Below are 22,899 nucleotides of genomic sequence, written 5' to 3' on the forward strand. Positions count from 1 at the left end.
CAGAGGATATACCCCTGCGGATGCTTCTAAAGCGCAGGAATAGCCGCCGACTTGATGAGGATGGCCGGCGCCGCACAACGACGCCAACTCAACCCCTTCGCGAGATTGTGAACGCGCTCAAATTCCCAGGGCTTCGCGCGCCCGTGCAATCTCATTGGGGTCCGCCGTGGTCGGAAGAAGCATAAGATCATCGACACCTGCGGCGCGGGCACCGGCTACGGCTGCGCGTAGATTATCGACGCCATGGCTTGTCGATGTTTCGAGGAACGCCGAGTCAACTCCGTAGGGCTTGAGAAAGTCAGCGAGAAATTCGGTGAGCTGCGACTGTGGATCATCGCCCAGCGCGAAGAAAACGCTGGATGAAAAATGCGGCGTGTCCGTTCTGCCGGCGTCCTTCCATCCCTGGACGACCCGCTGCCGCTGCTCGCCGACGCGTTCAGGATCGAAATGCATCGCATGGCTGCCCTCCATCACTCCCGTCGCCCATTTAGCGGCGCGGGCGATCGCCTTCGGCCCTTCGACACCGGCAATGATCGGTATGCCACCGGTTTGCACCGGCGCTGGGCCGATAGGGTAATGCCCTTCGACAGGTGGCACTTGCGCCCATATCTTCTGCATCGTTTCGACCTGTGCGTCCATGCGCTGGCGCCGTTGTTCAAGCACTCCTCCCGTGGCTGTATATTCCACGTCGTGAGCGCCGATGCCCACGCCAAGCGTGAGCCGACCACCACTTAGGACATCGATCGTCGCCACCTCTTTGGCGAAAAGCGCGGCATTCCGGACGGGAAGAATGGCGATGCCCGACCACAGCCGGACACGCTCAGTCATGGCCGCTGCCGCTGCAAGTTGCACGGTGAGCGCCCAGCTCGATGGATAGACTGCGCGATCGAAGGTTGCCAGGCCATCCCATGGACCTTCATCAATGTTGCGGTACCAGGCAATCTCCACATCGCGGCTGCGTGGCGAGCAAGTGGGCAGCGACATGGTTATATGCATTGACATTACCTCCAGACAGTACGCGACTTCCAAGAGGCCGCCGGCTCAGCTTGGCGAGTTTTATTGAAGATGTAAAAGTGGAAATCTACAACAATTTGTCAGGACCTTGATCGCTGTCAGATACAGAGTTGAGCAGTTCTACAGGTGAAGGTCTCCTTGTAATTGGGCGCGGCAAAATCCAGTAAGGGCGCGCCGTCATTAACCGGAGTGACGAAGTAAGATAGGGCGCTCCAAGCGGTCTGGCATGCCCCAGTTCAAAAATCACGTTCGCTGGGCATTTGTTTATAATATTGCAACTCATTCGCAATTCATTGTATGCCCCGATCGCCTGTCGGGTTTGAGGCAGGAAATGGGGGTATAATGATCGGTTCTTTTCATCCGGCCTTCCGGCTGGCTCTGCTGGCGGCTAGTTTTCTTTCTGCTCCAGCGATCGCCCAGGATGCTGAAGAAAATGCATCAGGCAATGAGACCATCGTTGTGTATGGTAGTGGTATCGGCAGCAATGCGGCTGCCACCGGACTCGACCTGACTCCGCGCGAAACACCACAATCACTCACTATAATAACCCGCGAGCAGATTGATGACCAGGCCGCATCGACCATCGCTGACGTGCTGGAGTACACGACCGGCCTGTCCGTAAAGCGCGTGGATCGTGGCCGGAATCTTCTGTCGGCACGCGGTTTCGATATCACCAATTTCCAGATCGACGGTTTGCCATTCGCTACCGGCAATGTCGGTCTGGAAGAAAGCAGCACGGTCATTTACGACCGCGTTGAGGTCGTCCGTGGGTCGGTCGGTTTGTTGCAGGGCGCGGGCGAACCCTCAGCATCCATCAACATGGTGCGTCGACAGGCAGATGCGCGCGAATTCACCGGCACGGTGACGCTGGAAGCGGCATCGTGGGACCATGTCTCGGCCACCGTAGACGTCAGCACGCCTCTGACCAGCGACGGGTCGGTGCGCGCCCGTTTCGCGGCGGAAGTCTATCGACAGGATGCCTTCGTCGATCTGGAAAGCAGCAAGGGTTTTACCCTGTACGGCACGATCAGCGCGGACGTAGGACCCAGCACGCGGCTGCGCGTAGGTGGCAGTTATCAGAAGGATGAGCGTAACGGCGTGATGTGGGCGCAGTTGCCCTATTGGTATGCTGACGGCACCGTTGCAGACTGGTCCCGATCCAAAACCACGGGTGCCGACTGGAACGCCTGGGATACGGCCGAAACATCAGCGTTTCTGACCATCGAACAGGATGTTGCCTTAGGCTGGATGCTGAAGGGCGATGTCTCCTATTTCCAGCAGACTGAAGATTCCAAGCTCATCTGGCTGTGGGGTAGCCCGGACAAGGCAAGCGGGATTGGCATGGACGTCTGGCCCTATTGGTATCTGGCCAAGCCCAAACAGTGGAACCTGAACCTCCAGTTGAAGGGCAACTATCAGCTGTTCGGCCGGAGCCACGAACTGGTTGTGGGCGCGATGTACAATCATCTGAAGACGGGCTGGACCAACCGTGACCCCGATGCCGCTACGGTCGCGCCGGTCGGTGACTTCAACGCATGGGACGGCAGCTATCCAGAGCCCACATGGGGACTACGCTACCGCATGAGTGGCTTCGGCACGACGAAGCAGACCGCTTTTTACGGCGTGACCCGGTTCCGGTTGCTTGATCCGGTGAAGCTGATCCTTGGCGGCAGGCTCAGCAGTTGGGTGCGGGATGAGGAAGAGGCGCTGTATACGGCGGAACCGTATCGCCTGAAGAAGAACGTCTTCACGCCCTATGCGGGACTGGTGGTCGATCTGAACAAGTTTCTGTCCGCCTATGCAAGCTATACCAGCATCTTCAACCCTCAGACGGTCCGCGATCGCGAGGGGCGCTATCTCGACCCGTTGGAGGGCGCCAATTATGAGGCAGGCCTGAAAGCGGATCTTTTGGACGGCCGTTTGCGCCTGTCGGGCGCGGTCTTCCGCATCGAACAGGATAATTTTGCCGTCCCCGACATTGGCTATTTCGTGCCCGGCACCACAGACGTGGCGTCAAAGCCTGCTATGGGAACGGTGTCTAAAGGGTATGAATTCGAGATGCAGGGCGAAGTGTTGCCCGGGTGGGATATCAGCGCGGGCTGGAGCCACTTCAAGGCGACGGATGCTGATGGCATCGACGTGCAGGCGCATCAGCCACGCAAGGTCTTCCGCATGGCCACGAAATATGAATTTGGCGGAACGCTGGACGGATTCAGCTTCGGCGGTTCTGCGCGTTGGGAAAGCCGTCCGCCCCAGACGGCGGCGAATCCCGCTACCGGCGAGACGGAAAAAGTAGGGCAGAAGGCCTATTGGCTGGCCAATTTGATGGGGGCTTACGACATTGATGATCGGCTGTCGCTTCAGATCAATGTCAACAACGTCTTCGACAAGCGCTACTATAACACCAACAGCTGGTTCGGCGGCTACATCTATGGTGAACCGCGCAATGTCCGCGCGACTTTAAGTTACGGCTTCTAAAAGCCAGACATACGATCCGGGCAGGATCAACCTGCCCGGGTCATTCCATTCTATCAGGTTCGACCTGGAAGCGGACGATTATGAAGAACCGGGCAGTCTAAAGTTGGGGCCGCATGATTGACGCTAAGCATCTGCGTAGGGTCGATTTCACATTTCTTACGACCCACCACGCATCCTAAACGTTTGGCATCTCTTCCCTTTTTTCCCTCATTGACCAAACGCCGGACGCAACACATGCCGCCCCTTCTTCTCGATCGGCCGCAGGGCCAGCGGTACCTCCATCGGCTGGATTTCAGAAATGGGCCGCTTCCCCAGCACAGGAAAGACGAGCTGATAAACCAGCGTCTCTTCTTGAACCGTCCTTGGGCATCAAGTCCGTCAATCCGAAATTTCAATCTCCATAGCCGGCTGCCATTGGGCTGGAACGGACAGGCGTGGACGGCGACAAACGCACCTAGCAGAAAGAGTGAATTTTTAGGAGATTTCCGCCGTTTTTTCAACCTGAAGTGGATGCTGGCGGAGGGGGTAATGGTGCCGCTTACAGGACTCGAACCTGTGACCCCCGCATTACGAATGCGATGCTCTACCAACTGAGCTAAAGCGGCGTTGGTCGGGCAGATAACAGCGGATGATGCGTAGGACAAGCGGGCAATGCATTCGCCTGGACCATCTTTCCGCCCGACCGACTGGCCGCTGATAGGGGCGGCGCGCCGTCTTCACGGCATGTTTACCATCCCATGGCAGTGTCGAGTCTCAGGAAAAGCTTATTCTGGGCTAAGGATCGACCCAATGGACACTCTGCGAGGGCATGACATCGTCAGCGAGGCGGACGATTTCGATCATGTCGGCGACGCAGCCATCGAAACCCCTGCGGCCATCGGATCGGATGAGCGGCGGATGCAGGTGCGTGCCTATAATTATTGGGCATCGCTGCTGGGGGACAGGGCACTGCCCTCGATCGAGGATTTGTCGCCCGCCGACCTGGAGGATTTCGGTCCGAACAGCGTGTTGCTGGATTTCAGCGCAGGGATTGAAAATCCCGCCATCGTATATCTGGGTACGGCGTTGCGTCGGGAATGCGCGATTACGGGGTCAATTCAGTACATCAAGGACGTGCCGCCCCGTTCTCTCGTCTCCCGCCTGACCGACCATTATCTCCAGATCATCGCGAACGCCGCGCCGATCGGATTTGAAGCCGGATTCGTCAACCAGCGCGGAGCGGACATATTATATCGGGGCATATTGATGCCCTTTTCATCGGACGACGAAACGATCGATTTCGTCTTCGGCGTGATCAGTTGGAAGGAATTGGCCAGCGACGAAGTCGCCGACGAGATCGGACGTGAAGTGGACGCTGCCCTGCGCTGTTCCGCTGCTCCCGGCACGGTGACGCCGATCTGGGCGGATGGACCAGCCGCCGATGAGGATGACATTAGCACGCTGGACCTTACGGGCATGGAAAGCCCCGCCATCGACGCGCCTCTGGCCGACTGGCTGGCGCTGGCTCGCGACGGCGTGGAGCAGGCCCGTACCAGTGAAACTCGCAGTCACACCGCGCTCTATCGCGCCATCGGGTTCGCCTATGATTTCGCGCTGGCGGCTGAGGCAGCGCCGGACGATTATGCCGAAATGTTGAGTGACGCCGGGATCAAGGTCCAGGCGCGCACGCCACTGACGGCGGTGGTAAAGCTCGTCTTTGGCGCGACCTATGACAAGACCCGGCTTACGGAATATGCGGCTGCGCTGGACCATGCGAAAGCTGCGGGACTGGCTGTCGGCACCTTCGCCGACTATCTGGCAAGCTATGATGGCGGCCTGAAAGCCCTCATCCGCGACGAACGCAACCAGCGCCGCAGCAATGCTCCCGCTCGCCCCGACCGCAAAACAACGGCTCGTGCCGCGATGAAGGCCGCGGCGGCGATTGACCCAGTCGCCATCGCCACGGACGATGATGGGCTGGCAGTCGTCGTCACTCGCCGCGAGGCGGACGGCACGCTCGCCATCGTGGCAGTTCTGCCAGACGGTTCCGACCTTGGCCAGCGGGTGATCATGGCGGCGGCGGCCTGAACAGGCCGGGCAAGCTCGCATCTTTATTCTAGCCGTAAGTAATTTTATTACCATGCTGGGTTGAGACTCCGGCTTGGGTGACGCATATTGCCCTCCGCCGGAGGAGGGAGTGCGGCCAAACCGCAACCTTCCCCGTGCCAGCGCAAGCGGGCCAGTCTCGTTGGGAAGAGGTTGCGAATGACGGCATTGAACGAATCCAGGTCCGGGCAGGTTAACCGGTCGATCCTTGAGGCGCTGGAGATTGCTCTGGCGAAGGGGACAATCCCCGGCGAGGGAGAGGATTTCAGCCCCCAGGTCGCAGCAGCCGCAGCGGATTTCCTGGCGCGCGCGGCACAGCTTCGCAAGCCCGGTCAGCTGGGCTTGGCGGTCGAAACCCTGGGAGAAGGCGCGACCGGGCGCTATATGCGCATCGCCATCATCAACGATGATATGCCGTTCCTGGTGGATTCCATCGCCAACGCACTCGCGGCGCTGGACGTCACCATTTACCGGCTGCTGCACCCCGTCCTGTCGGTCGACCGGGACGACAAGGGCCAGCTGAACGCCGTCCTTGACGATGATGAGCCGGGCGCGCGCCGGGAGTCGATGATCTATATCGAAGCCGACCGCGTCGATGCGAAAGGCCGCCGCAAGCTGGAAAAGCAGTTGCGTGAGACTTTGACCGATGTCCGCGCAGCGGTTACCGACTGGCCACGGATGCGTGAGGCGATGGCGCATGACGCCGACACCGTCGCCGATAGCGAAGGCGCGGCCCTGCTGCGCTGGTTCCTTGCGCGTCACTTCACTCAAATCGGGCATGAGCTGCGGCTGCGCGACGGCACCGCCCAGGCGCCTTTGGGCATATGCGCGCGGCAGGACATGCCTTTGTTGGCGGCGGCTTCGCGCGACGCCGCCTTCACCTGGTTCGAAGAGGGCAAGCGCAGCCCGCTCGTCATAAAGTCCAACCATGTGTCGCGGGTTCACCGACCCGTCCTGCTGGACCTGGTCATCGTCCCTGTGCGGGAAGGCAAGCAGGTGGTGGCGCTATCCATCCACGCGGGCATGTGGACCAGCGCCGCACTGGCCGCGACGCCCGACAAGGTGCCGCTGTTGCGATCCGCCCTGTCGGAACTGATGGACAAATTCGGTTTCGATCCTGCGGGACATGCGGGCAAGGTGCTGGCCCATGCGCTGACCGCCCTGCCCCACGATATATTGATCGGCTTTGACCATGACACGCTGGAGCGGCTGGCGCTGACCTTCATGTCGCTGACCGACCGCCCGCGCCCCAAGCTGGCGCTGGGGACGAGTGCGTTGGCCCGGCATCTCTACGCCTTCGCCTGGCTCCCGCGCGAAGAATTGACGACGGCGCGGCGGCTGGCGGTGCAGGACATGCTGTCGCAGGCTGCAAAAGGGCCGGTGCTCAGCTGGTCGATCGCGCTGGAAGAAAGCGGCCTCGCGCTGTTGCGCATCACACTTGACCTGCGCAACGGCGGGGTGGTGCCGGACGAACAGCCGCTGGACCGGCAGCTAAAACAAATGGTGCGCGGCTGGCTGCCCGCTGTGGAAGAGGCGCTCGCCGAGATCGAGGACCCCGGCCGCGCCGCCGCCCTGGCGCAGCGTTTCGCGCCGGGATTCCCGCTGGCCTATCGCAACGGCGCAGGCCCCGCCGAAGCAGCGATCGACATCCGCCTGCTGCACGGCCTGTCAGGTCCGGGCGACAAATCGATCCGCATCTATCGCAATGGTGAGGATGAAGCGGAAAGGCTCCGCCTCAAACTCTACAGCCATGATGTCATTGCCCTGTCCGAAGTCGTACCCGCCTTTGAAAATTTCGGGTTCCGCGTGATCGACGAGATGACGACCGCCGTGGATGGCGGGGCACTGGGCCATGTCCAGCGTTTCGTCCTGGAACTGCCTGCGGGCAGCGATGCGGAACTGGTGATCGCGCGCGCATCGGTCGTCACCGAAGCCATCGCCCAGGTACTGGAAGGGCGGGCGGAAAACGACCGGTTCAACGAGCTGATCGTAACCGCCGGGCTGGCACCGCGCGCGGTCGTGCTGTTCCGCGCGCTATTTCGGTATCTGCGCCAAACCGGCATGGCCTACAGCATGGCGACCTTCGCCGAAACATTGCGTCGGGAACAAGCGGTTGCGCATGATCTGGTGACGTTGTTCGATGCGCTACACGACCCTGCCGTCAAGGACGGAGCCGACCGGGCAGTCAAGGCGCAGGCCGCGATCGACGCGGGCCTGGAGAAGGTGAAGGCCATTGACGAGGATCGCGTGCTCCGCCTGCTCCGCGCGGCCATCACGGCGACGTTGCGCACCAATTTCTTCAGCGACGCCGCCCAGGAAGCATTGGCGTTCAAGCTGGACAGCGCACAGGTGCCGGGACTGCCCGCTCCGCTGCCCTGGCGCGAAATCTGGGTCTATTCTCCGCGTGTCGAAGGCATCCACCTGCGCGCTGGCCCGGTTGCGCGCGGGGGGCTGCGCTGGTCCGACCGACGCGACGATTTCCGCACCGAAATATTGGGCCTCATGAAGGCGCAGCGGGTCAAAAATGCCGTCATCGTGCCAACGGGGGCTAAGGGCGGATTTTATCCCAAGCAACTACCCGATCCACAGCGCGACCGCGAAGGATGGATGGCGGAAGGCACGGAAAGCTACCGCATCTTCATCCGCGCATTGCTGTCGGTAACCGACAATATCGTCGCTCAAAAAGTCACCCCCCCACCCCATGTCCGCATCCACGATGGCAATGATCCCTATTTCGTCGTCGCAGCCGACAAGGGGACGGCGACGTTCAGCGATGTCGCGAACAGTATCGCGCTGGAACGCAATTTCTGGCTGGGCGACGCCTTCGCCAGCGGCGGTTCCCATGGCTATGACCATAAGGCGATGGGCATCACGGCGCGCGGTGCGTGGATCAGCGTCCGGCGGCATTTCGCCGAACTGGGCGTGGACGTGCAGAGCGAGCCGGTGACCGTTGTCGGATGCGGCGACATGTCGGGCGACGTGTTTGGCAACGGCATGTTGCTGTCAAAGGCGATCAAGCTAGTCGCCGCCTTCGACCACCGTCACATCTTCCTGGACCCCGATCCTGACCCGGCACAGTCGTGGGAAGAGCGCGCACGTCTGTTCAAATTGCCCCGGTCAAGCTGGGACGACTATGACAAATCGCTCATCTCCAAAGGCGGTGGCGTTTATCCCCGTACGCTCAAGCGCATAGCTCTGAGCGCGCAGGCGCAAGCGATGCTGGGCGTGACAGAGGCGGAGATGGAGCCGACGGCACTGATCGCCGCCATCCTGAAAAGTCCCAATGACCTGCTGTGGTTCGGCGGCATCGGCACCTATGTAAAATCGGCCTCGCAAAGCCATGTCGATGTGGGCGATCCGGCCAATGACCGGCTGCGCATCGATGCGGAGGAACTACGGATCAAGGTGATCGGCGAAGGCGCAAACCTGGGCATCACCCAGGCAGCCCGCATCGCCTTTTCGCTGCGTGGCGGTCGGATCAACACCGACTTCATCGACAATAGCGCAGGCGTCGATTGTTCGGATAATGAGGTCAATATCAAGATCGCACTGAACAAGGAAATGGCCGAGGGCCGCCTTTCCTTCGACGCCCGCAACAAGTTGCTGGAAAGCATGACCGATGCCGTGGCGGACATCGTTCTGGAAGATAACCGCCTGCAGGCGCTGGGCCTGTCCATCGCCGAGGTGGGCGGCGCTGCCGAACTGGCAAGCTATGTGCGCCTGATCGAAACGTTCGAGGAAGACGGGCGGCTCGACCGACGGGTGGAGGGGCTGGCCGCCAACGACCAGTTGTTACGGCGCGGACAGGACGGGCTGGGGATGACCAGGCCCGAACTCGCGGTGCTGCTGTCCACGGCCAAGCTGACCCTGCAGGACGCGATTGAACAGGGCGGGCTGGCCGCTGACCCCGGCATGGCAGGTGAACTGGCGGCTGCCTTTCCGACCGCGATGCAAAAGAAGGAAGCCGATGCGATCGCCGTCCATGCCTTGCGCAAGGAAATCATCGCGACAAAGGTCGCCAATCGCGTCATCAACCGGCTGGGCCTGATCCACCCGTTCGAACTGGCGGAGGAAGAAGGCTGTTCGCTGGCGGACCTGGGTAACGCATTTCTGATCGCTGAGCGGCTGTACGACATCGGCAGCCTGTGGGCGGACATAGACGCGGCAGACATGGCCGAAGGCGCGCGCCTTGGGCTGTTCGGCGACGTCGCCAACGGCATGCGCGCACAGATTGCCGACATATTGCGCAGCCTGCCGTCAGGCACCCTGCCCAGCGAAGGTCACGCGGTCCTGGCCGATGGCGTGGGCAAGCTGGCCAGCAAGGTCGATGAACTGCTGACCAGCGAAGCCGTGCGCCGCGCCAGCGCGGTGGCCGATCATCTGCTGAGCCGTGGCGCGCCCGATGCGCTGGTGCGGCGGACCGTCGGCCTCTTCAAACTGGATGGCGCAGTCGGCATTGCAGCATTGGCGCGCCGCATGGAAGTCGATGAAGTCGACCTTACCCGCGCCTTCACCCATCTGGGCGAAGCGCTCGGCATCGACTGGGTGCAATCGACCGCGGCCCGGATGGCGCCTTCCGACCCATGGGAACGGCTGCTGATTTCGGGCGTCGCGCGCGATATGCAGCAGGTGCGGCTGGATTTCCTGGCACAGGCAAGCACGAAGGACATTGCAGCCCATGTGGAACGCTGGCTGACCAAAAAGGCGGCGCGCGTTGCACAGTTTCGCGGGCTTGTTCAGCGCGCCCGGTCCGCTCCGCTCGCCAATGTCGCGATGCTGGCGGAAGTTGCCGGTCAGGCACGCGGTCTGTTAGGGCGCTGACGCGGGGCGCCCCTTCCGGCCCTACGGCCTACATTTTGATACAAATTTCGGCGTTGGTGTGTTTGCAATTGCGAGTCGTTCGCGTTATTAGGCCGCACTTCTCATCAGGACCGCATCCATCTCCATGCACGCTCCCGTCCGCGCCCAGCCAAAGAAAAAGAAGAGCCACAAGACCTTTTGGCTCAAACAATTGCACAGTTGGCACTGGATCAGTTCGGCGGTCAGCCTGATCGGGCTGCTGCTCTTTGCCTTCACCGGCATTACGCTCAACCACGCCGCCGATGTCGAAGGCTCTCCCCAGACGGTCGAAAGGACGGCAACCCTGCCGCCCGCATTGTTGAACCGAATCGCCGCAGACGATGCGCCGGACAGCAAGAAGCCGCTGCCGGCAGAGGTCGCCGCATGGGTCGAAAAGGAGATCGGGCTGAGCGGTCAGGGCGACGCGGAATGGTCGGGCGATGAAATCTACCTGCCGCTTCCCCGCCCCGGCGGTGACGGCTGGGTATCCATCGACCGGCACAGCGGCGCGGTATCCAGCGAGGCGACAAGCCGGGGATGGATCAGTTACCTCAACGACCTTCACAAGGGGCGCAACACCGGCACGGCGTGGAAATGGTTCATCGACATTTTCGCCGTCGCCTGCTTCCTGTTCGCACTAACCGGACTGTTGCTGCTCCAACTCCATGCGGCCAAGCGGCGCAGCACCTGGCCTTTGGTGGCTGCGGGGCTGGCTATTCCGGCGGTGCTCGCCATCATCTTCATCCATTAAGGGAACGACGTCATGCAGAGGGGCTATAAACTCATCCTGGGGAGCAGCGTCGTGATTGGCGCAGCGACGGGCGCGGGCGCGGCGCAGGCCGAAACGATGAACGTCACCGTCACCATCCCCCGCCTGTCGGTCGCCGAATATCATCGGCCCTATGTCGCCATCTGGCTGGAAAAGGAAGGCGCGGCCCCGCGCACCCTGTCCGTCTGGTATGATGTGGACAAGGCAAAGGGCGAAGGCACGAAGTGGCTGCGCGACATGCGCCAGTGGTGGCGCGTGTCGGGCCGGACGATGAGCTTTCCGGCGGATGGCGTAACGGGTGCGACCCGCGCACCGGGCGAACAGAAGATCGGCTTTACCAACGGCAAGGGTCCTCTGGGACGGCTTGGCGCGGGCAACTACACGCTGGTCGTGGAAGCAGCCCGTGAAGTGGGCGGGCGCGAATTGCTGCGCCTGCCGTTCAACTGGCCGCCCAAGCCGGGCGCGACGGTGCGAGTCAAAGGCAAAAGCGAATTGGGCGCGGTCAGCGTCTCCTTCGGCAAATAAGGGGAAATGTCATGAAGGCCAGACATGTTATCGCAGGCGCGGTCGGCGCGCTCCTTCTTTCCGGCGCGGCGCAGGCGCATCGCCAGTGGATGCTGCCGTCGTCCACCACCCTGTCGGGCAATGAAAGCTGGGTGACGGTGGATGCGGCTGTTTCCAACGACCTGTTCTATTTCGAACATAATCCGATGCGCACTGACAATATCAGGGTGACGCAGCCCGACGGGTCAGAAGGCAAGATCGAAAACAGCGCCACCGGCAAGTACCGGTCGACCTTTGACGTCCACCTGACGCAGCCCGGCACCTACCGGATCGCCAGCGTTTCGACCGGCATCATGGGCAGCTACATGGTGAATGGCGAACAGAAGCGCCTGCCGCGCGGCACCACGAAGGACAATCTGGCCGGGGCCATCCCCGCAGGCGCGACCAATGTGCAGACGACGGAAGCCTCCAACCGGAACGAAATCTTCGTGACGCTGGGCGCGCCGACGGCCACCATCTTCAAGCCCACGGGCGCAGGCATCGAATTGGTGCCCGTGACCCATCCCAATGACCTGGTGTCGGGCGAGGCCGCCACTTTCCAGTTCCTGCTGGACGGCAAGCCTGCCGCTGGTTTGAAGGTCACGGCGATTCCGGGCGGGATCCGTTATCGTGACTCGCTGGGTCAGATGGACCTCATCACCGACAAGGACGGCAAGCTGACAATCACCTGGCCACAGCCGGGCATGTATTGGCTCAATGCCAGCACCGGAGGCGGCCGTGAAGGCGGTGAAGCCATGGGCGCGCCTGGTTCGACGGCCCAGAAGCCCCAGCGCCCTGCCGGTCCGCCGCAGCGCCGGGCGTCCTATGTCACGACGCTGGAAGTCCTTGCGCCCTGACCGGCGTCCGCGTCGCCATACCCACCGATCTGTCGCCCGATGACTTTACCGGGCGGCAGCGGCAGGCAGCTGTCACCGACCTGTCCGGGCCGACCATGGGCACAAGCTGGTCGGCCCGCATCGCCGATGCACCTGCGGGTTGCGAAGCCGCGATTGTGGACGTGCTTGCCCGCATCATCGCCCAGATGAGCAATTGGGAAGCCGGGTCCGACATCTGCCGGTTCAACCTGTCCCCCATCGGCCAGTGGACCCCTCTGCCCGCAGACATGATGACAGTCCTTCGTGCAGGCCTCGACATGGCGAGGCTGTCCGGCGGCGCGTTCGATCCCGCTGTGGGCAGGCTGGTCGATAGTTGGGGCTTTGGGCCGTCAGGTGCCCATGCTCCTGCGGCACGGCCCAAACCTGCATCGCCCTGGACGGCCATAGAGGTTGGAGAGCAGCAGGCGCGCCGCACGGCGGACGTTACGCTGGACTTTTCCGGCATCGCGAAAGGTTTCTCTGTAGATGCCGTTGCGCAGCGCCTGCGCGATCTGGGCGCGCGCCATTTCCTTGTCGAGATAGGCGGCGAACTGCGCGGGGACGGCGTCCGGCCCGATGGCCAACCCTGGTGGGTCGATGTGGAATCGCCGACCGGCCTTGGCCTGCCTACGCTCAGGATCGCGCTTTGCGGCCTGTCTGTCGCCACGTCGGGCGATTATCGACGGTTCCGGGTCGAAGATGGCAGGCTGCTGTCCCACAGCATCGATCCCGCCACCGGCAGGCCGATCGCGAACCAGGTCGCATCCGTGTCGGTCCTGCACGAAAGCGCGATGATGGCCGACGCCTGGGCGACCGCTATCACGGTGCTGGGCCATGAAAACGGCATGGCACTCGCGACCCGGAATGGCATTGCCGCGCGACTGATCCGCAGGGAAAATGACGGAGGTCGGGAATATATGACGCCTGCCTTGGCGGCTATGCTGGACTGAATAGGCGTAGGAGACGGCAAGCGCCCTACCCGGTTTACGCAGATGCGGATTGAAGAACGAACGGGATCTCGACGACACCCTTCACCTTGACGGCCCGACCCTGCTGGATCATCGGACGCCAGCGCCATTTGCGAACAGCGTCTCGCGCAGCATCATCCAGACGGGGAAAGCCGCTGCTGCGCGCAATCGATACCGCCTCTACCGCGCCGTCGGTTCCCAGCGTCAGCGCCAGGACCACGGTTCCCTGTTCATGCTTGCGGCGGCTTTCAATGGGGTATCGGGGTGGCTTACCGGAAACCATCTGGGTGCTGAGATCGCCGCCCTGCACCGTGCTGGGGGGCGACGGGGCAGCGAGCGCAACCGTTGGCGCTGGCGCCATCACCGACGGCGCGCTGATAGCGACCGGCTGAGGAAGGGGCGTGGTGGCGATTTGCGGCGACGGCGCGACGAGTCGAACGACCGGGGCGGGCGCCACGACCTGTGGCTTTGAAGGCGGCGGCGGAGGCGCTTCCTGAGGCGGCGGCGGCGCAGGCGGCGTCAGGTTGACGACCGACAAGCGCAGCTCTTCACGCCTCTGGACCTGATGGCGCACATGCATGATCGCCGTGATCAGGACTGCGTGAACGGCTAGAATCAGGGCAATAACGACCCAGTTGGGGGATTTCGACTGTCCATAGCGCGATGGCGGGGGGGCGCTTGCCGTCTGGATCGACGTCGGTCGGGACATGGGCGACACGGGTGCAGAAAGGAGGACATCCTCTTCTTCCTGTTCCACCAGCCTGTCCGCTACACGTAACATGTACCGATCCCCTTTCTGGCCACAGCCATCGCCGGACTCATGGCGCAAGTCATAATGCGATACAATTGCATTTTTGATCCAGCCACGTTCCAGCCAGAAAAAGGTTGGGCGAGCGGCAGCCCGAGGAGGAGGGAAACTGCCGCTCGCCCGTCACCCCGGCATGGGACGAATGCCGGGGATCAGGTCTTTTTAGAAGATGTAGTTCAGGCTCAGCACCGCCGAACGGGTCGGTGCGGGCTGCGCCCAGCTGTTGTTCACATTGTTGCGCACCGTCGTCACATATTTTTCATTGGTGAAATTCTGGACGTTGAGCTGTGCCTTCAGATTCTCGGTAATGGGGTAGTTCGCCATGAACCGATGGATCGTATAGCTGGGCACATTATAGCCCTCATAGGTTCCAGCTTCGAGTTGGGCCGCATTGGGCTGGTTCAGCAGGAACTTGCCCTGGTAAGTGATGCCATATCCCAGTTCCAACCCAAAGCCGAAGCGATAGGTGGTGAACAGGCTGCCCGAATGTTTGGGCGTGTTGGTGAGCGCATAACCACGCGTCGGGTCAGGGAAGGCGGTGCTGTTGGCGCAATCGCCCGCTGCCGGGTCGGTCGATCCAGGATTTTCAAGGCAATAATCCGACACGCCCTGTTTGATCTTGCTCTTCAGGTACATGTAGTTGGCCGAAATCGTCCAGTTGCTGGTGATATTGCCCGACGCACCGAGCGATATGCCTTCGACACGCTGGCGGCCATCGGCAGCCCGATCAGGAAGCGAGGGATCGCCGGACAAAACCTTGATCTGGTTACGATCATTGCGGAACATCGCCGCAGTAAGCAGCAGTTTCGCGTCGAACAGATCAGCCTTGACGCCGATTTCATAGTTCTTCGTCGTTTCGGGCTTCACATTGCAGGTGCCGCTGCCACCAAATTCGTTATTTGGTGTGCAGGAACCATCGACTGATGCCTTGGAAGGCAGCTTGGAGTTGCCATAGGCAACATACAGGCTGGTGTTGGGCGTGGGCTTCACAACCAGTCCGACCCGGTATGAGAAGAGGTTGTCGTCTATCCTGGTCGGCGTGCTGACCTCCGTGGGATCGCCCAGAGTGGCGGACCCGGCAGTCGTGTCATAGCTGACAGTCTTGTTGTTGCCCTTCACCTTTTCGTAGCGGATGCCACCGTTCAGCTCCAGCCAATCGGTGAACTTCATCGCGTCGAACAGATAGGCAGCATAGCTCGTCTGCTCGCCCAGGTTCCGCGCTGACCGGATGAAGTTGATGGGGCCGACATAATTGTTGCTGCCATAAACAAAGCCAGCCGGACCCTGCACGACTTCACCAGGATTGGAGATGCTGACCAGCGGATAGGTGGTTTCAAACGGGTTGGTGCCATCGGCTTCGCGCAAGCTGTTGCCACCAAGCTGATTATATTTTTCCCACAGGGCCGACGCACCCAGAACCAGCGTATGTTCGATGCCACCGGTCGCGAAATCGGCGCTCAGATCGATCTGGTTGTAAGCAGTTTCATTCTTGATGAAGCGCGTATTGCCCCGTCCATTGCCACGGTTGGGCATGAAGAAGCCGGGCGGAACAGTGGCTGCGCATGCGGTGCCGTCAGGCTGCACCCCGGATGACAGACAGAAGTCGCCCGACGGCTGGCTGGTGATCGTGTTCTGACGGATATTTTCATAGCGCGTCAGGTTACGGATCTTCAGACTGTCGCTGAAGGCATGGCTGAAAATCGCCTGCAATGACTTGGTCTTGCTGTCCTGCTTGTCGACATTAGCAAAGCCATAATAGCCTGAACGGTCGAATTCATCGAGGATACCGCCCTGCGCCGGGTAGTAACGCATGCCATATTGCGGCATCGCGTCATCATCCAGATATTCGCCCTGCAGGGTCAGGCTGGTCGGGCCGTCAATGCCGATGGTGACGGCGGGCGCGATGCCCCAGCGCTTGAAATTTTCCACGTCGCGACCCGGCACGTCATTTTCATGATAGACGGCGTTGATGCGCACGGCGACCAGGTCGTTGATCCGCTTGTTCGCGTCCACGGTCGCGCGATAATAATTGTCGGTGCCGATGCCAGCGTTCAATATGGTCTGATCATCCGCCAGCGGACGCTTGGTCACCAGGTTGATCGTGCCAGCGACAGAGCCGCCGCCGTTCATTACGGAGTTGGCCCCGTTGGTGACTTCCACCTGTTCGATATTGTAAACTTCGTTGCGGTTCAGGAACGCGCCGGAACGCACGCCATCGACCGTGACGTCATTCTTCGCGTCCTGGCCGCGCAGGATGATGCGGTCGCCATAGCCAAAGCCGCCCTCGCCCGCGCCAAAGGTGATGCCCGGAACCGTGGATAGCACGTCACGCAGCGTCAGCAGATTCTGCTGCTGGATCGTTTCCTTGTTGATCACCGTGATGGTCTGCGGCGTGTCGAGCAGCGGGCGAACATATTTCGGCGATTCGGCCCGTTCCACCTTTACCGCCGATTCGTCGATCGCCGTATCCGTCACCGTCATGCCGCCCAGCTTGGGGCTTTGTGCCGCTTCCTGGCCATGGGCGGTCGAAGCAAAGGCCAGAGCGCCGACGCAACTGAGCGCCAGAAATGATGGCGCGGACTTGGAAATGGACATGAAACAGAAACCCCTTTCTGATGTGGCTTGAGGGGCCTGCTATTGATAGTGGATCGCAGAGTCAACGCTATTGCGAACTATTCTTATCTTCTTTTAAATCGAACAGCCAGCAACGCACCGCGCTTGCCAGGTTGGGTGGGTCGACTGCCGCAAGCCGAGCGACGTCGATCCGGGCGATCAACGCGTTGATAGGCAAGCCCTCCAGCGCCGCGCGGGCGCGGAGGGCGTCCCAGAAAACAGGCTCCAGACTGATGGCGGTCTGATGCCCCGCAATGGTGATGCTGCGCTTGACCGGCGCCGCGAAGGGTGACGCAGGCGGCACAGCCCCATCTGAGTCTCCATTCGCGGTCATGGGGTCAATACATATGCTGGCCGCCATTGATTGACATGGTGCTACCCGTCACGAACCCTGCCTCCTCGCTGCACAGGAATGCGACGCCCCTCGCAATCTCTCCCGCATGGCCCAGGCGACCCACTGGAATCTTGGCGACGATCTTTTCCAGAACCTGCGCCGGGACAGCGGCCACCATGTCGGTGTCGACATAACCGGGCGCGATGGCGTTGACGGTGATCCCGTATTTCGCGCCTTCCTGCGCCAACGCCTTGGTAAAGCCATGGATGCCGGACTTGGCCGCAGCATAGTTCACCTGACCATATTGGCCCGCCTGGCCATTGACCGACCCGATATTGACGAAGCGGCCCCAGCCGCGCTGCCGCATGCCATCGAATGTCGCCTTGGCCATGTTGAAACAGCCGCCAAGGTTGATGCGCATCACCTCGTTCCAGTCGTCAAAGCTCATCTTCGCGAGCACGCCGTCGCGGGTGATGCCCGCATTATTCACCACTATATCCACCGACCCCAGCCGGTCGGCCACCGCCGCGCAGCCGTCCAGGCAGGCTTGATGATCGCCAACATCCCATCGAAATGAGTCGATGCCCGTCCGTTCGCTGAACGCGCGCGCTTTTTCATCATTGCCGGCATAGTTGGCGGCCACGACATAGCCCATCTTTTTCAAGGCCAAACTGATCGCTTCACCAATGCCGCGTGTTCCGCCTGTGACTATGGCAACTTTGGTCATAACAGCCTCTCCTTGATAAACACGGACGGAATCTACCTCTCCAACCAGCCGGCGAGTTCGCGATCGATGAGATGGCGATACAGGACCATGGCTTCGGGCGAAGCGTTCAAACAACTTAGATGGGCGAATTGGCTACCGCCCGATGACAGGAAATCCTCTTTCCCCCGCATCGCGATTTCTTCGAGCGTTTCCAGGCAATCGGCGGAAAATCCGGGCGTCAGCACCGCCACGTTCCGCACGCCTTCGCCCGGCAGGCTGCGCAGGACGTCATCGGTCGCCGGGCCGAGCCATTTGGCAGGGCCGAAACGGGACTGGAAAGTGACCCGCACCTCGCGTCCCATGGCCTGAGCGAGCAGACCAGCCGTCGCCAGGCATTGACCATGATAGGGGTCGCCTAGCTGCCGGGTCCGCATCGGCATGCCGTGAAAGCTGGCGAGCAGGAGGTCGGGCACAAAATCCAGTTGCGCCAGTTGCCGTTCGGCAGAAGCGCGCAGCGCCTCGATATAAGAAGGATCGGCATAATAAGGCGGCAATGTGCGGATCGCGGGCTGCGATCGCAGCCCCGCCAACGTGGCGTAGGCGGCGTCGAGAGCCGTCGCGGTCGTCGCGGCGCAATATTGGGGATAGAGCGGCGCGAGCAAGATACGACCGCAGCCCGCGTCAATCATCGCTTTCAGCCGCGTCGCGACCGAAGGATTGCCATAGCGCATCGCCCAATCGACCGTCACATCCGCGCCCATCAGCTCTTGCAATTGGCGGGCGGTATCACGGGTATGAACGGCAAGCGGAGCCCCTCCCTCCATCCATACTTCCTGATAGGCGCGCGCTGATTTGCGCGGTCGGGTCAACAGGACGGGACCGCGCAATATCGGCTGCCACAACAGCTTGGGAATCTCCACGACGCGCCGGTCGGACAGGAATTCGCCCAGATAGCGCCGCACCGATGCAGCGTCGGGCGCGTCGGGCGTGCCAAGATTGATGAGGAGAAGGCCGATTTTATCCACGAACGACGTCAAGTCCTTGGCAAGAGCGGGAGCTTGCGAAAACGCTGCCCGGTGACTGTGAAGAGGGCGTTGGCGACCGCAGGCGCGATCAGCGGCGCGCCGATATCGGTAAGTTCAGCCGGCGGCGCGCTGCTGCGGACCAGTTCCACGGAAACCTCGCCGATGTCGGCAAGGCGTGGCAAGTCCATTCGGCCCATGATCGCGCGCCGGGGCATGCCCCTCGCGTAAGGAACCGATGCGCCCATGGCGATAGCCAGCCCATAAATCAGTCCACTTTCAACCTGCTGGCGAGCGATGTCGGGATTGACCTGATCCCCACCATCTACCGCTGCGATGATCCGCCCGACGCTAAGCTTGCCCCCATTGATCGCCGCTTCCACCATCACGGCAGCATAAACACCGTCCATCTGGTGCGCGGCGAGTCCCTGCCCGCTCCCTTCGATTCCACCTTGCCACCCGCCCATCGCGCCAACGGTGGTCAGGCAGTGCGCAAGGCGGGGGTTACCGCCCAGCATCTGAATGCGGAAGGATATCGGCTCAATCCCCGCCTGATGGGCCAGTTCATCGACAAAGCTTTCAGTGAAGAAAGCGCCATGCAGACGGGCGTTGCCCGGCGCAAAGCCGACGGGAAGGCCGGGGTCGGCGGGGAAATGATCGACCGCCCAGTTGGGCAGTGCATAGGGCAATTCCATGCCCGAAACGGCCAGACGGGTGGATATGCCAGCAGCGTCACGCGCAGCCTCGAAAGGCAGTTTGCGATGCGCCACCCTGTCCCAGGTCTGGGTCATGGCGCACGGGGCGGCAACCTTGGCCAGCCAGCCTTCGATCACGCCGTTGCGGCCCAGCTTCGCAGCCATACGGGCATGGGCTGGAGCGCTTGGGCGATCCTGAATGACATCTTCGAGCCGGGACCAGAGCAGTTGCACCGGTCGGCCGATATCCTTCGCAATGAGCGCCGCCTGGACGCCCACGTCCACATCCATCCGCCGTCCGAATGAGCCGCCCGCATGCAGGGAATAGAGCGTCACGGACCCGTCCGCGATGCCGAGTGCGTCGGCAACCGCCGCGCGGGCCAGGCCGGGCGCTTGCGTCGCCGTCCACACCTCCGCCGCGTCATCAGTCACACGCGCCGTCGCACACATCGGCTCCAGCGCGAGATGCAGGCCAGGATCGACGCTGAACTCACTGGCCATGATGGTGGCATTGTCGAACAAGGGTGCCAGATCGCCGCGCGAATAAAGACGCTGCCCCGACGAACCGGCGAACGCCTGCTCCAGCGCCGCCTCGATGCCTTCGCTGCTGACCGGATTGCCCATAAGTTCGAACACGGGGTCGGCAAGGTCCAGCGCCTTGTTCGCCGCCCACCAGTTGGTCGCGACCGCCGCCACCCAACGATCCGTGCGGACCAGCTTCAGAAATCCAGTGACACTGCGCGCCGCATCCTCATTGACGCTTTTCAGCAGCGCATCGCCGATCGGTCCTTGCCGGATCGAAGCGAAAACCATGTCGGGCAAGCGGATGTCCGCTGCGAAATTGTGGCTGCCGTCAATCTTGGACGGCGTGTCCAGGCGCGGCAGGTCCTGCCCGGCCAGCCGATCCGTCTGTCTCTGTCGGAAGGGCAGGATTTCCGGCACGTCCAATGCGGCGGCATCCTCCACCACATCGCCGATCTTCAGCCGCTTCTGCCCGCCATCGGAAATGATGCCATTCTGGATGTCGCAGCTTTCCCAGGGAACATCCCAGCGCGCCGCCGCCGCCTGGCACAGCAGCACGCGGGCAGCAGCGCCCGCCTCACGATAGCTTTGGTGAAACATCGGCACCGACGTGCCAGCGCCGGTCAGCATCAATGCCCGGCGCGTCGCATATTGATCGATCGCCCATTCGCCCGCTTCGCCCGCCAGCCGCGTCCAGTCGCTGGCCAGCCATTGCCGCGCCAGCAAATCGTTGGCGTACAGCGGACTGACGGGCGCGCTTTGCACCCCGACCGTTCGCCAGTCAGCGCCCAGTTCATCGGCCAATATCTGCGGCAGCAATGTCGTGATGCCCTGCCCCATTTCCGTCTGGGGAACGATGACGACGATCTGCCCTGCCCGGTCGATCTTCAGGAAAGCGTTGAATATCGTTTCGCCCGCTGCGGCATTCAGGTTCGGGCGGTAGTTGCGGGGCCATATCGCCCATGCCAGCACCAGCCCCGCCGATGCACCCGCACCTGCCAGCAGCGCGCGTCGATTGATGCCCCTGGCCTGATCTTTACGCTGTGCATGCTTCAGCGGTGCGCGCCCCATGACTATGGTGATAGACAGGGTTCGAACGGCTGAAAAGCATTAATCTGTGCTAATCGGAGCGATATTCAGACGGGCAATCTCGATTGCCGGGCAATGGTCCATCACGACCTTCAAACCGGCGGCTTCCGCGCGGGCGGCGGCGGCTTCATTGATCACGCCCAATTGCATCCACACCGCTTTCGCACCCGCTGCGATGGCTTCATCCACCGCGTCTCCAGCGGCCTCGCTACGCCGGAAGATATCGACCATGTCGATGGGCACGCCGATATCGGCCAGCCGCGCCCAGACAAATTCGCCATGCACATGCTCGCCTGCAATCTGCGGATTGACCGGCAGCACGCGATAGCCATGGTCCTGAAGCACCTTCATCACGCCATAGCTGGGGCGATCGGGCCGGTCCGACAGGCCGACCATCGCAATGGTGCGCGTTTCATTCAGAAGGTCGATGATCTGCTGAGGCTCGTTCAGCGGCATGCATTCTTTCCTTTTAACCGTTGCCGGAAAGACGCGGCACGGTGCCGATCTGTTCCCTCAACCCTCCGCCCGTCAGCTACGCAGCCAGCGCGCAACCTGATCCGCGACGGCGTGAAAAGCCTGACCCGACGCATCTTCGCCTGCGGCAGGTGGGTCGCCCGCGTCGGATTTCAGCCGAATGTCGATCGCCAGGGGAATACGGCCCAGAAAGGCCATCCCCAACTGCGCGGCGGCGGCTTCCGCGCCTCCCGTGCCGAACGGGTCGGATATTTCGCCGCAATGCGGGCAACTATAACCCGCCATATTTTCCACAAGGCCGATGATCGGCACCTGCGTCTGTTCAAACAGGCTGATGGCGCGGCGGGCGTCGATCAACGCCAGGTCCTGCGGCGTCGATACGATGACAGCCCCCGCAGGCTTGTGCTTTTGCACCATCGACAATTGAACGTCGCCGGTGCCGGGCGGCATGTCGACAATCAATATTTCCGTCTCACCCCAGTCGGCGTCGATCAATTGCGACAGGGCATTGCCCGCCATCGGCCCGCGCCACGCGAGCGCCTTCCCCGGCTCCACCAGATGCGCCATGGACAGCATGGGAATGCCAGCCGGGCTGTCCACCGGGATAAGGCGCTTGTCCTGCGCCTGCGGCTTCTTGTCCTCGCTGTTCATCAGCCTGGCCTGCGAGGGGCCGTATATATCCGCATCCACGATGCCGACGGAAAAACCCAGCCGCTTCAGGGCGACGGCAAGGTTCGCCGATAAAGTTGACTTGCCCACGCCCCCCTTGCCCGATGCGACGGCGATGATCCTGATGCTCTTGCGTTCGGTCGTCATCGCTATGCGCACATCCTGCACGCCTGGAACCAGCAGCGCGCCTTCGCGGATCGCGTCGGCCACGGCATCCCGGCGCGCGGCGGACAGGCCGCCCACGTCGAGCGCCAGGCTCATGACCCCATCCTTGACGCGCGGGGTGCTGGCGCGCCCCTCGGTCAGCGTCTTCAGGCGGGCGGCGAAACTCTCAAGATCGGTCATGACAGCGGCCTCTAGGCAATTATCGTTGCGAATGGCACTGTTTTTCAAGCG

General features: G+C 61.8%; 17 protein-coding genes and 1 tRNA gene. 7 read left to right on the plus strand and 11 right to left on the minus strand.

From position 1 onward, the window contains the following. Positions 1-117: 117 nt before the first annotated feature. Positions 118-1,029 (minus strand): LLM class flavin-dependent oxidoreductase, encoded by a 912-nt coding sequence (locus tag FHS54_RS02590; RefSeq protein ID WP_167302220.1) that lies wholly within the window; start codon positions 1,027-1,029, stop codon positions 118-120. A 327-nt stretch (positions 1,030-1,356) separates the two neighbouring features. On the opposite strand from FHS54_RS02590, the gene FHS54_RS02595 reads away from it, so the two are divergent. Then, positions 1,357-3,492 (plus strand): TonB-dependent siderophore receptor, encoded by a 2,136-nt coding sequence (locus tag FHS54_RS02595; protein WP_167302221.1) that lies wholly within the window; start codon positions 1,357-1,359, stop codon positions 3,490-3,492. Between the two features lie 207 nt (positions 3,493-3,699). Here FHS54_RS02595 and FHS54_RS16625 read toward each other — a convergent pair whose 3' ends face one another. Further along, on the minus strand, positions 3,700-3,810 hold the full coding sequence (locus tag FHS54_RS16625; RefSeq protein WP_425057291.1) for a hypothetical protein: 111 nt from the start codon (positions 3,808-3,810) through the stop codon (positions 3,700-3,702). Positions 3,811-4,021: 211 nt separating this feature from the next. Continuing rightward, positions 4,022-4,097: transfer RNA gene (locus FHS54_RS02600), tRNA-Thr, on the minus strand. 184 nt (positions 4,098-4,281) lie between these two features. Between FHS54_RS02600 and FHS54_RS02605 the strand changes: the two genes are divergently transcribed. The 6 genes from FHS54_RS02605 to FHS54_RS02630 all read left to right on the plus strand — a co-directional run bounded on the left by FHS54_RS02605 (position 4,282) and on the right by FHS54_RS02630 (position 13,553). Beyond that, positions 4,282-5,559 carry a PAS domain-containing protein gene (locus tag FHS54_RS02605; RefSeq protein WP_167302222.1) on the plus strand — a complete coding sequence of 426 codons (1,278 nt, stop codon included), beginning with the start codon at positions 4,282-4,284 and terminating at the stop codon, positions 5,557-5,559. 177 nt (positions 5,560-5,736) lie between these two features. Beyond that, a complete protein-coding gene (locus tag FHS54_RS02610) occupies positions 5,737-10,398 on the plus strand; it encodes an NAD-glutamate dehydrogenase (RefSeq protein ID WP_167302223.1) in 4,662 nt (1,553 codons plus the stop codon). 124 nt (positions 10,399-10,522) lie between these two features. Further along, positions 10,523-11,167 (plus strand): PepSY-associated TM helix domain-containing protein, encoded by a 645-nt coding sequence (locus tag FHS54_RS02615; RefSeq protein WP_167302224.1) that lies wholly within the window; start codon positions 10,523-10,525, stop codon positions 11,165-11,167. Between the two features lie 12 nt (positions 11,168-11,179). Then, the gene (locus tag FHS54_RS02620) at positions 11,180-11,710 is read left to right on the plus strand and encodes a DUF2271 domain-containing protein (RefSeq protein ID WP_167302225.1); all 531 of its coding nucleotides are present in this window, start codon (positions 11,180-11,182) and stop codon (positions 11,708-11,710) included. Positions 11,711-11,721: 11 nt separating this feature from the next. Beyond that, positions 11,722-12,585 (plus strand): DUF4198 domain-containing protein, encoded by an 864-nt coding sequence (locus tag FHS54_RS02625; protein ID WP_167302226.1) that lies wholly within the window; start codon positions 11,722-11,724, stop codon positions 12,583-12,585. Between the two features lie 95 nt (positions 12,586-12,680). Continuing rightward, positions 12,681-13,553, plus strand: coding sequence for an FAD:protein FMN transferase (locus tag FHS54_RS02630; RefSeq protein ID WP_167302227.1), 873 nt, complete (start codon positions 12,681-12,683; stop codon positions 13,551-13,553). A 34-nt stretch (positions 13,554-13,587) separates the two neighbouring features. Here the strand turns inward: FHS54_RS02630 and FHS54_RS02635 are convergent, their stop codons facing one another. From FHS54_RS02635 to FHS54_RS02670, 8 genes are all read right to left on the minus strand, one after another. After that, on the minus strand, positions 13,588-14,352 hold the full coding sequence (locus FHS54_RS02635) for an energy transducer TonB (protein ID WP_167302228.1): 765 nt from the start codon (positions 14,350-14,352) through the stop codon (positions 13,588-13,590). 189 nt (positions 14,353-14,541) lie between these two features. Continuing rightward, on the minus strand, positions 14,542-16,974 hold the full coding sequence (locus tag FHS54_RS02640; RefSeq protein ID WP_167302229.1) for a TonB-dependent receptor: 2,433 nt from the start codon (positions 16,972-16,974) through the stop codon (positions 14,542-14,544). Between the two features lie 67 nt (positions 16,975-17,041). Then, on the minus strand, positions 17,042-17,326 hold the full coding sequence (locus FHS54_RS02645) for a ribbon-helix-helix domain-containing protein (protein ID WP_167302230.1): 285 nt from the start codon (positions 17,324-17,326) through the stop codon (positions 17,042-17,044). A 4-nt stretch (positions 17,327-17,330) separates the two neighbouring features. Next, positions 17,331-18,053 carry an acetoacetyl-CoA reductase gene (gene phbB / locus FHS54_RS02650; protein ID WP_167302231.1) on the minus strand — a complete coding sequence of 241 codons (723 nt, stop codon included), beginning with the start codon at positions 18,051-18,053 and terminating at the stop codon, positions 17,331-17,333. Positions 18,054-18,085: 32 nt separating this feature from the next. Next, entirely contained in the window at positions 18,086-19,057 is a 972-nt protein-coding gene (gene hemH, locus FHS54_RS02655; protein ID WP_167302232.1) for a ferrochelatase, read from the minus strand. Positions 19,058-19,065: 8 nt separating this feature from the next. Next, positions 19,066-21,342: a xanthine dehydrogenase family protein molybdopterin-binding subunit gene (locus tag FHS54_RS02660; protein ID WP_208404724.1), complete on the minus strand. Its 2,277-nt coding sequence runs from the start codon at positions 21,340-21,342 to the stop codon at positions 19,066-19,068. A gap of 39 nt (positions 21,343-21,381) precedes the next feature. Then, positions 21,382-21,816, minus strand: coding sequence for a CoA-binding protein (locus FHS54_RS02665; protein ID WP_167302233.1), 435 nt, complete (start codon positions 21,814-21,816; stop codon positions 21,382-21,384). 72 nt (positions 21,817-21,888) lie between these two features. Continuing rightward, positions 21,889-22,848, minus strand: coding sequence for an Mrp/NBP35 family ATP-binding protein (locus FHS54_RS02670; RefSeq protein ID WP_167302234.1), 960 nt, complete (start codon positions 22,846-22,848; stop codon positions 21,889-21,891). Between the last annotated feature and the right edge of the window lie 51 nt (positions 22,849-22,899).

The organism is Sphingobium vermicomposti (genome assembly GCF_011762025.1).
Classification (GTDB): domain Bacteria; phylum Pseudomonadota; class Alphaproteobacteria; order Sphingomonadales; family Sphingomonadaceae; genus Sphingobium; species Sphingobium vermicomposti.

Coding starts and splice junctions, on each gene's coding strand:
- FHS54_RS02605 (WP_167302222.1), top strand. CDS start 4,282: ATGGACACTCTGCGAGGGCATGACATCGTCAGCGAGGCGGACGATTTC.
- FHS54_RS02670 (WP_167302234.1), bottom strand. CDS start 22,848: ATGACCGATCTTGAGAGTTTCGCCGCCCGCCTGAAGACGCTGACCGAG.
- FHS54_RS02645 (WP_167302230.1), bottom strand. CDS start 17,326: ATGACCGCGAATGGAGACTCAGATGGGGCTGTGCCGCCTGCGTCACCC.
- FHS54_RS02665 (WP_167302233.1), bottom strand. CDS start 21,816: ATGCCGCTGAACGAGCCTCAGCAGATCATCGACCTTCTGAATGAAACG.
- phbB (WP_167302231.1), bottom strand. CDS start 18,053: ATGACCAAAGTTGCCATAGTCACAGGCGGAACACGCGGCATTGGTGAA.
- FHS54_RS02625 (WP_167302226.1), top strand. CDS start 11,722: ATGAAGGCCAGACATGTTATCGCAGGCGCGGTCGGCGCGCTCCTTCTT.
- FHS54_RS02640 (WP_167302229.1), bottom strand. CDS start 16,974: ATGTCCATTTCCAAGTCCGCGCCATCATTTCTGGCGCTCAGTTGCGTC.
- FHS54_RS02615 (WP_167302224.1), top strand. CDS start 10,523: ATGCACGCTCCCGTCCGCGCCCAGCCAAAGAAAAAGAAGAGCCACAAG.
- FHS54_RS02620 (WP_167302225.1), top strand. CDS start 11,180: ATGCAGAGGGGCTATAAACTCATCCTGGGGAGCAGCGTCGTGATTGGC.
- FHS54_RS02630 (WP_167302227.1), top strand. CDS start 12,681: ATGGGCACAAGCTGGTCGGCCCGCATCGCCGATGCACCTGCGGGTTGC.
- FHS54_RS02595 (WP_167302221.1), top strand. CDS start 1,357: ATGATCGGTTCTTTTCATCCGGCCTTCCGGCTGGCTCTGCTGGCGGCT.
- FHS54_RS02660 (WP_208404724.1), bottom strand. CDS start 21,342: ATGGGGCGCGCACCGCTGAAGCATGCACAGCGTAAAGATCAGGCCAGG.
- FHS54_RS02635 (WP_167302228.1), bottom strand. CDS start 14,352: ATGTTACGTGTAGCGGACAGGCTGGTGGAACAGGAAGAAGAGGATGTC.
- FHS54_RS02610 (WP_167302223.1), top strand. CDS start 5,737: ATGACGGCATTGAACGAATCCAGGTCCGGGCAGGTTAACCGGTCGATC.